The sequence below is a fragment of the Actinotalea sp. JY-7885 genome, from assembly GCF_014525465.1.
Lineage (GTDB): Bacteria > Actinomycetota > Actinomycetes > Actinomycetales > Cellulomonadaceae > Actinotalea.
Map to the genome: position 1 here is coordinate 1 of NZ_JACEXH010000104.1, position 12098 is coordinate 12098.

11 protein-coding genes and 2 tRNA genes are annotated in these 12098 nt (G+C 74.9%); 9 read left to right on the forward strand and 4 right to left on the reverse strand.

From position 1 onward, the window contains the following. Window positions 1-1209: gamma-glutamyltransferase family protein (locus tag IDM29_RS10625; RefSeq protein WP_188037511.1), on the reverse strand; the 1209-nt coding region annotated here is incomplete at its 3' end. 158 nt (window positions 1210-1367) lie between these two features. Here IDM29_RS10625 and IDM29_RS10630 point away from each other — a divergent pair. Both IDM29_RS10630 and IDM29_RS10635 read left to right on the forward strand, forming a co-directional pair. Then, window positions 1368-1439, forward strand: a tRNA-Gln gene (locus IDM29_RS10630). 98 nt (window positions 1440-1537) lie between these two features. Beyond that, window positions 1538-1610, forward strand: a tRNA-Glu gene (locus IDM29_RS10635). Between the two features lie 96 nt (window positions 1611-1706). On the opposite strand, the gene IDM29_RS10640 is transcribed toward IDM29_RS10635, so the two are convergent. Further along, window positions 1707-2426 carry an IclR family transcriptional regulator gene (locus IDM29_RS10640; RefSeq protein ID WP_182111557.1) on the reverse strand — a complete coding sequence of 240 codons (720 nt, stop codon included), beginning with the start codon at window positions 2424-2426 and terminating at the stop codon, window positions 1707-1709. Window positions 2427-2524: 98 nt separating this feature from the next. On the opposite strand from IDM29_RS10640, the gene leuC reads away from it, so the two are divergent. Continuing rightward, a complete protein-coding gene (gene leuC / locus IDM29_RS10645; protein WP_182111556.1) occupies window positions 2525-3991 on the forward strand; it encodes a 3-isopropylmalate dehydratase large subunit in 1467 nt (488 codons plus the stop codon). Window positions 3992-4017: 26 nt separating this feature from the next. Then, window positions 4018-4680: a 3-isopropylmalate dehydratase small subunit gene (leuD, locus tag IDM29_RS10650; RefSeq protein ID WP_182111555.1), complete on the forward strand. Its 663-nt coding sequence runs from the start codon at window positions 4018-4020 to the stop codon at window positions 4678-4680. A 66-nt stretch (window positions 4681-4746) separates the two neighbouring features. On the opposite strand, the gene IDM29_RS10655 is transcribed toward leuD, so the two are convergent. Then, window positions 4747-5595, reverse strand: coding sequence for an LLM class flavin-dependent oxidoreductase (locus tag IDM29_RS10655; protein ID WP_182111554.1), 849 nt, complete (start codon window positions 5593-5595; stop codon window positions 4747-4749). A 163-nt stretch (window positions 5596-5758) separates the two neighbouring features. Here IDM29_RS10655 and murA point away from each other — a divergent pair, with 163 nt between their 5' ends. The 3 genes from murA to IDM29_RS10670 are packed head-to-tail and all read left to right on the forward strand — an operon-like array spanning window position 5759 to window position 8848. Then, the gene (murA, locus tag IDM29_RS10660; RefSeq protein WP_182111553.1) at window positions 5759-7075 is read left to right on the forward strand and encodes a UDP-N-acetylglucosamine 1-carboxyvinyltransferase; all 1317 of its coding nucleotides are present in this window, start codon (window positions 5759-5761) and stop codon (window positions 7073-7075) included. 43 nt (window positions 7076-7118) lie between these two features. Then, on the forward strand, window positions 7119-7841 hold the full coding sequence (locus IDM29_RS10665; RefSeq protein WP_182111552.1) for a 1-acyl-sn-glycerol-3-phosphate acyltransferase: 723 nt from the start codon (window positions 7119-7121) through the stop codon (window positions 7839-7841). Beyond that, a complete protein-coding gene (locus IDM29_RS10670; RefSeq protein ID WP_182111551.1) occupies window positions 7838-8848 on the forward strand; it encodes an NAD(P)H-dependent glycerol-3-phosphate dehydrogenase in 1011 nt (336 codons plus the stop codon). The genes IDM29_RS10665 and IDM29_RS10670 overlap by 4 nt, the downstream gene beginning before the upstream one ends. 47 nt (window positions 8849-8895) lie before the next feature. Here IDM29_RS10670 and IDM29_RS10675 read toward each other — a convergent pair whose 3' ends face one another. Continuing rightward, window positions 8896-10068 (reverse strand): PLP-dependent aspartate aminotransferase family protein, encoded by a 1173-nt coding sequence (locus tag IDM29_RS10675; RefSeq protein WP_255491562.1) that lies wholly within the window; start codon window positions 10066-10068, stop codon window positions 8896-8898. A 124-nt stretch (window positions 10069-10192) separates the two neighbouring features. Between IDM29_RS10675 and IDM29_RS10680 the strand changes: the two genes are divergently transcribed. Continuing rightward, window positions 10193-10966 carry an alpha/beta fold hydrolase gene (locus IDM29_RS10680; RefSeq protein WP_182111550.1) on the forward strand — a complete coding sequence of 258 codons (774 nt, stop codon included), beginning with the start codon at window positions 10193-10195 and terminating at the stop codon, window positions 10964-10966. After that, a partial coding sequence (locus IDM29_RS10685; protein WP_255500150.1) for a Mur ligase family protein occupies window positions 10963-12098 on the forward strand: 1136 nt, incomplete at its 3' end. The genes IDM29_RS10680 and IDM29_RS10685, both read left to right, overlap by 4 nt.

A 12098-nucleotide genomic window follows, 5' to 3' on the forward strand; every position in this document is an offset into this window, starting at 1 on the left:
GGACGCCGCCGCACCGGAGCGCGACGCCGCCTCCGCCTCGAGTGCGCGGCGGGCGAGGCGCGGCTCGCGACCGCCGGGGCTGCCGGGCCGCAGCTCGTCCGACGCCGTCGCGCCGACGAGGGCGCGTCGCTGCGACGCGTACTCGGGGGAGAGGAGCTCCTCGAGCGGGACGTCGGCGTGATCGGGGTCGCCGTACCAGGCGTCGCGGTCGGCGAACGCGAGCTTGGCGCCCTCGACGACCGCGTGGACCAGCTCGGCCGAGCCGGGTCGGGTGTCGGCCAGGTCCATGCCGTCCAGGAGGGTGAGCTGCTGGAGCAGCGCCGGTCCCTGGCCCCAGGGTCCCGTCTTGGCGATGGTCCGGCCCGCGAACTCGACCGTCGCCGGCGCCTCCTCCCGGACGCGCCAGGAGGCGAGGTCGTCCGCGGTCAGCAGGCCGCGGTGCGCCGCGCCCGTCGAGTCCAGGACGGGGCTCGCGGCGAAGCGCCCGATCTCCTCGGCGACGAAGCCCTCGTAGAAGGCGGCGCGCGCCGCCTCGATCCCGGCCTCGCGGTCGGCGTGGCGGTCCGCGACGGCCGCGAGCCGCTCGAGCGTCTCGGCCAGCGCGACGTTGCGCAGCAGCGTGCCGGGCGCGGGCACCTCGCCGCCCGGCAGGTACACCGCCGCCGACGTCGGCCAGTGCGCGGCGAACAGGTCGCGGACGGCGCCGATCGTCGCCGACGCCTGCCGCAGCAGCGGGTGGCCGTGGCGCGCGTAGCCGATCGCGTAGGCCATGACGTCGCTCGCGCGCCACGTCCCGTACCGCGCGAGGAGGTCCATCCAGGTCCCGAACGCGCCCGGCACCACCGCCGCGAGGAGACCCGTGCCGGGGACGTGGTCGAGGCCCAGCGCGGTGAACGCGTCGGGGGTGGCCGCGGCGGGGGACGTGCCCTGCCCGCTGAGGACGAAGGGCGAGCCGCCGGCCGCGCACCCGATGACCGGGACGTCACCCCCGAGGCCGTTGAGGTGCGGCTCCACGACGTGCAGGACGAGTCCGGTCGCGACCGCGGCGTCGAAGGCGTTGCCGCCCCGCTCGAGGACCGCCGCGCCGCTGGCGGTGGCGAGCCAGTGGGTCGAGGCCACCATCGCGTGGGTGCCCGTCAGCTCGGGGCGGGTCGTGAAGTCGGGCGCGATCACGTCCGAGATCGTCGCACGCGGCGGGCGGGCGCTCATGCGCTGCGGTGTGACGCCGGTCGCACGGGGGCCTCGCCGACGCCGTCCCGCGCCCCCGGGTTTGGAGGCGCGGGTCCGCTCGGGTAATGTTCCCCGGCGGTACGAGGTCCACCGATCCACCTCCTCACGGCGGCGGCGAAGCGGGCCGGATACCCCCATGGGGTATGGTGTAATTGGCAGCACGAGTGATTCTGGTTCACTTAGTCTAGGTTCGAGTCCTGGTACCCCAGCCCGATCGAAGGCCGGCAGCGCACGCTGTCCGGGACCGAGATCGGGATGCTGTAAGGTATCGACGGCCTCGCACCCGACGGGTGTGCAGGACGACTAGGCCCCCATCGTCTAGTGGCCTAGGACGCCGCCCTCTCACGGCGGTAACAGGGGTTCGAATCCCCTTGGGGGTACAGAGGAAGGCCCGGTCACCACGGTGACCGGGCCTTCTGCTTTGTCCGGCCGGCCCACCCGCAGTCCGTCGGGCTGCGGGTGGGCCGGCCGGTGGGCTACTCGCCCGTGCGGCGCAGGACCTCGGTGAGGCGGTTGGCCGCCGCGGAGACGGCGCCCGCGTGCAGGCGGCCGGGCTGGCGGCTCAGCCGCTCGACCGGACCGGAGATGGAGACGGCGGCGACCACGCGCCCGGACGGGCCGCGGACCGGCGCCGACACCGACGCGACGCCGGCCTCGCGCTCGGAGACCGACTGCGCCCAGCCCCGGCGTCGGACGCCCGAGAGGATGGTCGCGGTGAACTTGGCGCCCTGGAGGCCGCGGTGCAGGCGGTCCGGCTCCTCCCATGCGAGGAGGATCTGCGCGGCGGAGCCCGCCTGCATCGTCAGCGTCGCGCCGACGGGGATCGAGTCCCGCAGGCCGATCGGCCGCTCGGCGGCCGCGACGCAGATGCGCTGGTCGCCCTGGCGGCGGTACAGCTGGGCGCTCTCGCCGCAGTGGTCACGCAGCGCGGCCAGCACGGGGTTCGCCGCCGCGAGCAGCCGGTCCTCGCCCGCCGCGGTGCTCAGCTCCGACAGCCGCGGACCCAGGACGAACCGGCCCTGCATGTCGCGGGCGACCAGGCGGTGGTGCTCGAGCGCGACCGCCAGCCGGTGGGCGGTCGGTCGGGCAAGATGGGTCGCAGCGACCAGCTGCGCAAGTGTGGCCGGTCCCGCCTCGAGAGCGCTGAGGACCGAGGCGGCCTTGTCCAGCACGCCGACTCCGCTAGAGTTGTCCATAGGCCGATATTGGCGTCTCGATGACTGAGACGCAAGTGGGAGGGCCGAACTGGGGTCCCGGACCCGTCTTCCGGGGGAGTCGCGCGAGAGGAACGCACATGGCCGGCACGCTGGCGGAGAAGGTCTGGGACGCGCACATCGTGCGCCGCGGAACCGACGGGGCCCCCGACCTCCTCTACATCGACCTGCACCTGGTGCACGAGGTGACCAGTCCGCAGGCGTTCGAGGGTCTGCGCCTCGCGGGGCGCCCGGTGCGTCGCCCGGACCTCACGATCGCGACCGAGGACCACAACACCCCCACGCTCGACATCGACCGGCCGATCGCCGACCTCACGAGCCGCACGCAGATCCAGACGCTGCGCAACAACGCCGCCGAGTTCGGCGTCCGGCTGCACTCGCTCGGCGACGCGGACCAGGGGATCGTCCACCAGGTCGGCCCGCAGCTCGGCCTGACGATGCCGGGCCTGACCGTCGTGTGCGGCGACTCGCACACCTCGACGCACGGCGCGTTCGGCGCGCTGGCGTTCGGCATCGGCACGAGCGAGGTCGAGCACGTCCTGGCGACGCAGACCCTGCCGCTGGCGCCGTTCAAGACGATGGCGATCACCGTCGACGGCACGCTGCCGCCGGGGACGACGTCGAAGGACATCATCCTCGCGATCATCGCCAAGATCGGGACCGGTGGCGGCCAGGGCTACGTGCTCGAGTACCGCGGCGAGGCCATCCGTGCGCTGTCCATGGAGGCGCGCATGACGATCTGCAACATGTCGATCGAGGCCGGCGCGCGCGCCGGCATGATCGCGCCGGACGAGACCACGTTCGAGTACCTCAAGGGTCGCCCGCACGCCCCGCAGGGCGCGGACTGGGACGCCGCGGTCGAGTACTGGCGCACGCTGCGCACGGACGACGACGCCGTCTTCGACGCCGAGGTCGTGCTCGAGGCGTCCGACCTGGAGCCGTTCGTCACCTGGGGCACGAACCCCGGCCAGGGCCTGCCGCTGTCGGCCCGGGTCCCCGTCCCCGCCGAGATCGCCGACGAGAACGAGCGCGTCGCGGCCGAGCGCGCGCTCGAGTACATGGGCCTGGAGCCGGGGACGCCGCTGCGCGACATCCCGGTCGACACGGTCTTCATCGGCTCGTGCACGAACGGGCGGATCGAGGACCTGCGCTCGGTCGCCAAGGTGATCCGCGGCCGGAAGAAGGCCGACTCCGTGCGGGTCCTCGTGGTGCCGTCGTCGGCCCGCGTGCGCCTCCAGGCCGAGGCCGAGGGGCTCGACCAGATCTTCCTGGACTTCGGTGCGGAGTGGCGCAACGCCGGCTGCTCGATGTGCCTGGGCATGAACCCGGACCAGCTCGCGGCGGGGGAGCGGAGCGCCTCGACGTCGAACCGCAACTTCGAGGGCCGTCAGGGCAAGGGCGGGCGCACCCACCTCGTCTCGCCGCTCGTCGCCGCGGCGACCGCCATCCGCGGCACGCTCTCGTCGATCGCCGACCTGGGCGACGACGTCGTCGCGCCCGACGGCAGCCCCCTCACCGACACGCGCAGCGACCTGCAGCCGGCCTGACGGCCGTCCGGAACGGAGACAGACCCATGGAGAAGTTCAGCCAGCACACCGGGGTCGGCGTGCCGCTGCGGCGCAGCAACGTCGACACCGACCAGATCATCCCGGCCGTCTACCTCAAGCGCGTGACCCGCACGGGCTTCGAGGACGCGCTCTTCGCCGCCTGGCGCGGCGACCCCGGGTTCGTGCTCAACCAGGAGGCGTACAAGGCCGGTTCCGTCCTCGTGGCCGGCCCGGACTTCGGCACCGGCTCCTCGCGTGAGCACGCCGTGTGGGCGCTCAAGGACTACGGCTTCAAGGCCGTCCTCTCGACCCGGTTCGCGGACATCTTCCGCGGCAACTCCGGCAAGCAGGGGCTCCTGGCCGCCCAGCTCGCGCAGGAGGACATCGAGCTCATCTGGAAGGTGCTCGAGACGCAGCCGGGCACGGAGGTCACGGTGGACCTCGCGGCCAAGCTGGTCCACTGCGCCGACGTGACGGTCCCGTTCCAGGTCGACGACTACACGCGCTGGCGCCTCATGGAGGGCCTCGACGACATCGGCCTGACGCTCCAGCACGAGCCGGACATCACCGCGTTCGAGGAGCGCCGCGAGGCGTGGCGGCCGCTGACCCTGCCGGCGAAGCACCTGCCGCCCGTCGAGATCGTCGCCGCGCGGCCCGTCGCGCTGCACCGGGACGACGCCCTGTCCTGAGGCGCCCTGTCCTGACGCGCCTGTTCCGACGCGCCCTGTCCTGACCGGCCCGCCGCCGGGGCCCGCTCAACGCGGCGGGCCCTGGCGGATCGCCGCGAGGAGAGCCTGCGGCGTGGCGGTCGTCGGGTCCCACCGGGACTCGACCCACCACGTCGCCCCCGCGTCCTCGAGCCGTCGCACGTGGTCCCGGGCGGCGCGCGGGTCCGTCGGCAGGACCCCCTGGGTGACGACGTCGAACTCGGGCGGCACCGGGTGCCCGTCGGCCGCCAGCGCGGCGCGGCGCTCGTGCAGCCACCGGGTCGCGGCGGCGACGTCGTCCACCGTGAGCTCCTCCTCGCTGCCGGTGCGCTGGAGCACGGCCCCGTCCCACCGGGCGGCACGCGCCATCGACCGGGGCGACGGCCACCCCGCGACGGGCCACACCGGGATGCGCGGACGCTGCACCGGTGGCGGGGCGATGTGCAGGCCGTCGACGCGGTAGTGCGCGCCGTCGAACGAGAACGGCTCTCCCGTGGCGGCCAGGTCGAGGATGGCCAGCGCCTCGTCGAGCCGCTCGGCGCGCTCGCGCGCGGTGGCCGGCTCTCCCGAGACCCGGCCGAAGCCGCCGTCGTCCGTGACGCCGAGCCCGACGGGGAGCACGAGCCGGCCGCCGGAGAGGTGGTCCACCGTCAGCGCCTCGCGCGCGACCTTCCACGGCCGGCGGCGTGCGAGCGGGAAGATCATCGCGCCGAGGCGGACGGTGCTCGTGCGGGTCGCGACCGCCCCGAGGACGACCCACGGGTCCCACGTGTCCATGGGGCCGACGCTGATGCCGTCCCACGTGAAGAACCCGTCCCAGCCGTGCGCCTGGGCCTCCTGCCCCATCTCGAGCACCTGCGCGACGTCGCCGTAGCTGCCCACGAACCCGTACCGCATCTCGGACCTCCCGCGTCGACCGGAGCCCGGCCGGACGACGCCCCTGCGCGTCGCGACGTCCCCGGACCTGCTCGTCGCACGGTACGTGTGAGGTCCGACACGCCCGTGACCTCCGCGCGGACGCCGGCGTGACGTACCACCTCGCGTAGGCGACGATGGGCCCATGCCTGACGTCCTGCACATCCACGGTGGCACGCCCCTCAACGGCGAGATCACCGTCCGCGGCGCGAAGAACTTCGTCTCCAAGGCGATGGTCGCGTCCCTCCTCGGCGAGGGGCCGAGCGAGCTGCGCAACGTCCCCGTGATCCGCGACGTCGGCGTGGTCACGGGCCTGCTCGAGCTGCACGGCGTCCAGGTGACGTCCGACCCCCGCGCCGGGGTCCTGCGGCTCGACCCGAGCAACGTCGAGTCGGCCCACGTGGCGGACATCGACGCGCACGCCGGCTCCAGCCGCATCCCGATCCTGTTCTGCGGGCCGCTGCTGCACCGCCTCGGCGAGGCGTTCATCCCCGACCTCGGCGGCTGCCGGATCGGCGACCGGCCGATCAACTTCCACCTCGACATCCTGCGCCAGTTCGGCGCCGTCGTGGAGAAGCGCGAGCAGGGGATCCACATCCGCGCCCCGCGCGGCCTGCACGGCACCAAGGTGTCCCTGCCGTACCCGAGCGTCGGCGCGACCGAGCAGCTGCTCCTCACGGCCGTGCGCGCCGAGGGCCTCACCGAGCTGACGAACGCCGCGATCGAGCCGGAGATCCTCGACCTGATCAACGTGCTGCAGAAGATGGGCGCGATCATCTCGGTCGACACGGACCGCGTCATCCGGATCGAGGGCGTGCCCCGCCTGATGGGCTACCGCCACACCGCGCTCTCGGACCGCATCGAGGCGGCGTCGTGGGCCTCGGCGGCGCTCGCCACGGCCGGCGACATCACCGTGCGCGGCGCGACGCAGCCCGAGATGACGACCTTCCTCAACACCTTCCGCAAGGTCGGCGGGGAGTTCGACGTGCTCGACGACGGCATCCGCTTCTTCCACCCCGGCGGCGACCTGCGCTCGATCGTCCTCGAGACCGACGTGCACCCCGGCTTCATGACGGACTGGCAGCAGCCGCTCGTCGTCGCCCTGACGCAGGCCAAGGGCCTGTCGATCGTCCACGAGACCGTCTACGAGAACCGCTTCGGCTTCACGGACGCGCTCGTCGGCATGGGCGCCACCATCCAGGTGTACCGCGAGTGCCTCGGCGGCCACCCGTGCCGGTTCGGCCAGCGGAACTTCTACCACTCGGCCGTCGTCTCGGGCCCGACGCCGCTCGCGGCCGCCGACATCGAGGTGCCGGACCTGCGCGGCGGGTTCAGCCACCTCATCGCGGCCCTCACGGCCAAGGGCGTCTCCGCGGTGCGGGGCATCGACCTCATCGACCGCGGCTACGAGCACTTCATGGACAAGCTCACCGCGCTCGGCGCCGAGTTCGACCGCAGCTGAGGCGCGGGCTGGGGACGGCGGGGCACGGGTAGCATCGGCTCCCGTGCCCGCCCCCCAGCGCGCGAACCGCGCCTACCGCACCATCGCGCGCGTCGTGCGCCCGCCCCTCCTGGCGATGACGGTCCGCGACTGGCGCGGCACCGAGCACCTCCGTCAGGAGGGCGGCTTCATCGCCGCGGCGAACCACATGTCGAACATCGACCCCCTGACGTTCGCGCACTTCCTGTACGACAACGGGATCGCGCCGAGAATCCTGGCGAAGTCCTCGCTGTTCACCGTTCCCGTCCTCGGCCGGCTGCTGAACGCGACCAGGCAGATCCCGGTGCACCGCGACACGGCCGCGGCGGGCCAGTCGCTCTCGGCGGCGATCGAGGCCCTGGCGCAGGGCGAGTGCGTCGTCGTCTTCCCCGAGGGCACGCTCACGCGAGAGCCGGACCTGTGGCCGATGCAGGGCAAGACCGGCATCGCACGCCTGGCGCTGACCACGCGCGCGCCCGTCGTGCCCGTCGCGCAGTGGGGGCCGCAGGACCTGCTGGGCCGCTACTCCGCGGTCCTCAAGCCGTTCCCGCGCAAGAAGGTCACCATGGTCGCCGGACCGCCGGTCGACCTCTCGGACCTGTACGACCGCCCGCAGGACGCCGCCGTCCTGCGCGAGGCGACCGAGCGCGTCATGGCCGCCATCACGGGGCTCCTGGAGGAGATCCGCGGCGAGCAGGCCCCGGCCGAGCGCTTCGTGTGGCGCCGACCGCCGGGTGAGAAGCGGTGACGGCCCGCACGCGGGCCGCGGTCCTGGGGACCGGGAGCTGGGGCACCACCTTCGCGGCGGTCCTCGCCGACGCCGGCTGCGACGTCACCCTCTGGGGCCGGCGCGCCGAGGTGTGCGACGAGATCACGTCGCACCGCACGAACGAGGCCTACCTGCCCGGCGTCCGCCTGCCCGAGCGCATCCGGGCCACGACCGACGCCGCCGACGCCCTGCGCGGCGCCGAGGTGGTGGCGGTCGCGGTGCCCGCGCAGACCGCCGGCCGCACGCTCGAGCCGTTCGCGGCACTGCTGGAGCCCGACGCGCTCGTCGTCTCGCTGATGAAGGGCGTGGAGCTCAGCTCCGACCGCCGCATGAGCGAGGTCGTCGCCCACGCGCTGGGCGTGCCGGACGCGCGGATCGCCGTCGTCTCGGGGCCCAACCTCGCCAAGGAGATCGCGGCGCGGCAGCCGACGGCGACGGTGGTCGCGTCGACCGACGAGGCGACCGCCCAGCGGGTCGCCCAGGCGTGTGCCTCGGCCTACTTCCGGCCGTACACGAACACCGACGTCGTCGGCGTCGAGCTCTGCGGCGCCGTGAAGAACGTCATCGCGGTCGCCGTGGGCATCGCCCAGGGGCGCGGCTTCGGGCACAACACGATGGCCACGGTCATCACGCGGGGCCTGGTGGAGATCACGCGCCTCGGGCTGGCGCTCGGCGCGGACGCGGAGACGTTCTCCGGCCTGGCGGGCATGGGCGACCTCGTGGCGACGTGCGCCTCGCCGCTCTCGCGCAACCACACGCTCGGCGTGCACATCGGTCAGGGGATGACGCTGGCCGAGGCGCTGGCCGCCACGGGCGGGACGGCGGAGGGCGTCAAGTCCTCGTCGTCCGTGCTCGAGCTCGCCGGCACGGTCGGTGTCGAGATGCCCATCACGGCCGCGGTGGTCGACGTCCTGCACCACGGGCTTCCCGTGGACCGCATGGCGCAGGCGCTGCTCGCGCGCCCCCACAAGGCCGAGGGCCTCTAGCTCTCTCGGACGCGCCGGGCCGCGGACCGTGACGTCCGCCCGCCGCGTCAGTCGCGCGGCGTGCCCCGCAGCGCCTGGTCCAGGTCCGCCCAGAGGTCCTCGACGTCCTCGACCCCCACCGACAGCCGCAGCAGGTCCGGCGGGACCGTCGCGGACTCCGTCGCGAAGCGGCGGCGCCTCTCGAGGCTGGACTCCACCCCGCCGAGGCTCGTGGCCGGCACCCACAGGCGCACCGCATCGACGACGGCGTCCGCCGCCTCCGGGCCGCCGTGCGGGCGCACGCCGAGGATCGACCCGAAGCCGTCGAGCAGGCGCGCGGCGCGCTCGTGCCCGGGATCGCCCGGCAGGCTCGGGTGGCGGACCTCGGCGACCGCGGGGTGCTCCGCCAGGCGCGCGGCCAGCACGGCGGCGTTGTGCTGGGAGCGCTCGACCCGCAGCGCGAGCGTGCGCAGCCCGCGCAGGGCCAGCCAGACCTCCCACGGCCCGGCGATCGCCCCGTGGACCGTCCGGTAGGCGGCGAGCCGCTCGCGCAGGGCGGGGTCGGACGTCAGGACGGCACCCAGGACGACGTCGGAGTGCCCGGCGAGGAACTTCGTCACCGAGTGCACGACGACGTCGGCGCCCAGCTCGAGCGGCCGCTGGCCGAGCGGCGTCGCGAAGGTGTTGTCGACCGCCACCAGCGCGCCCGCGGCGTGCGCCCCCGCGACCAGCGCCGGCAGGTCGGCCACCTCGAGCATCGGGTTGGTGGGCGACTCCACCCACAGGAGGTCGGCGGGCCCCTCGGCGCCCTCGCCCCGCACGGCGGCCAGCACGGCCTCGGTGTCCGCCACGTCGACGGTCGTGACGCGCAGGCCGGTGCGGCGGCCGAGCTCCTCGCCGAGGGCGAGGCTGATCTGGTACGAGTGCCGGGGCATCACCACGCGCCCGCCCTGCGGGACCAGGCCGAACGCGGCGGCGATCGCCGCCATGCCCGAGCCGAGCACGAGGGCGGGCAGCGCGCTGCGCTCGAGCGCGGCGAGCGCGTCCTCGAACGCCGTCCAGGTCTCCGTCCCGCCGCGGGTGTACAGCAGCTCCCCGGGTGCCGGGACGCCGGCCGAGACATACGTGGAGGACAGCACGACGGGCGGGTTCACGGGCCCGCCCTGGACGCGGGGCGGCCGTCCGGCCGTCACCGCGACGGTCGCGGGGGAGAGGCGGGGCACGTCGCGGCGATCGCTCACGCGGCCGAGCCTAGACCGCCCCGCCGGTCCCTCCCCGAGGCCGTGGTGACGCGCGGCACGCGCCGTCGGCGGGCCTCGCGCGCCCGACGCGAGAGCCTCCGTCGTCGGTGCTAGCCTCGACCGCGTGCTGACGGTCTTGGCGGGGGACGTGCTCGCCGACCGGGTCGGCGCGGCTCCCTCACGCGTGCTCGCCCTCCACGGCTGGGGCCGCTCCGGCGCCGACTTCCAGCGCGTCCTCGACGGGACGGACGCGCTCGCGGTCCACCTGCCGGGCTTCGGCCCGACGGCCCCGCCGCCGCAGGCCTGGGGCTCCGTCGAGTACGCCGAGCACCTCGCCGCCGCGCTCGCGGGCACCGGTCCGTACACCGTCGTCGCGCACTCCTTCGGCGGCCGTGTCGCCGTCCGGCTGGCGGCCGCGCACCCGGAGCTCGTCCGCTCGCTCGTGCTCACGGGCGTGCCCCTCGTCCGGGCGACGCCCCCGCCGCGACCGCGCCTCGCGCTGCGGGTCGCCAAGCGCCTGCGCGCCGCCCACCTGCTGCCGCAGGGCGTCGTCGACCGGCTTCGCCGCAGCGGCGGCTCCGCCGACTACCAGGCGGCCCAGGGGGTCATGCGCGGCGTGCTCGTCCGCGTCGTCGGCGAGGACTACCGCGAGGACCTCGCGCGGATCGCCGCCGCCGGCCTGCCCGTGCACCTGGTGTGGGGCGAGGCCGACGACGCCGCGCCGCTCGCCGGCGCGCGGCTGGCGGCCGAGCTGCTGCCGGGCGCCCCGCTCGACGTCGTGCCCGGTGCCGGTCACCTGCTCGAGGGGCCGCTCGAGGCGGCGGTGCGGGACACGCTGCAGGCCCGGCTCGAGCGCGACCTCACCCCCGACGGCCGCGCCCAGGACGGCGGCGCATGAGCGGCACGGCGCTGACCCTGGTCCTCACGCTCCTCGGCCTTGCGGCGCTCGCGCCGGTGGGTCTGCGCTGGCTGCGGGTCGGCCAGCGCGAGCACTACCTGCCCGGCCGGGCGGCGCGCATCGGCGCGCTGTGGCTGTCGAGGTCGCGCACCGACCTCGTGCTCGCGGTGCTCGCCGGGGTGCTCGCGGTCGTGGCCTGCGTGCCGGGCCTCGAGCTCGCCGCAGTGCCCGCCCTCGCGCTCGCCGTGTTCCTGCCGCGTGGTCTGGGCGTGCGCGGTCGCACGTCGTCGCTCGGCTGGACCGCGCGGCTGCGCCGGCTCGTGATCGCGTGGCTCCTCCTCGAGCTCGTCCTGGGGGCCGCGCTCGTGCTGCTGGTCGGCCCGGGCGCCGTCGCCCTCGTCGTCGTGGGCGCACCCGTCCTGCTCGACGCCGCGATGTGGGTCATGGAGCGCGTCGAGCGCCGCCTCTCGGCGCCGTTCGTCGCGCAGGCGCAGCGCCGCCTCGCCCGCATCCGGCCGCAGGTCGTCGCCATCACGGGCTCGTACGGCAAGACGTCGACCAAGGGCTACGTCGCGCACCTGCTGAGCGCCTCGAAGGCCGTCGTCGCGTCGCCCGCGAGCTTCAACAACCGCCTGGGCCTCTCGCGCGCGGTCAACGACGGCCTGGTCGAGGGCACCGAGGTCTTCGTCGCCGAGATGGGCACCTACGGACCCGGCGAGATCCGCGAGCTGTGCGAGCTGTTCCCGCCCGACGTCGCCGTCATCACCACGATCGGCGAGGCGCACCTCGAGCGCATGCGCACGACGCAGACCATCCTCGCGGCCAAGTCGGAGATCACCGAGCGGGCGCGCGCCGTCGTGCTGCCGATCGACTCCCCGGACCTGGCGGCGCTCGCCGAGCGCTGCCGGGCCGAGGGCAAGCAGGTCGTGACCGTCTCGGTCGAGGGGCGCGACGCCGACGTCGTCGTGGACCTCCCCGCCGGCACCGTGGTGGCCCGCACGCCCGACGGGACCGTGACGCTCGACGTGGGGCCCGGTGTCGCGCACGGCGTCAACCTGGGCGTCGCCGTCGGCGTCGCGATCGCCGTCGGGGCCGACGTCGCGGCGGCCGGGCCGCGGCTGCGCGCGCTGCC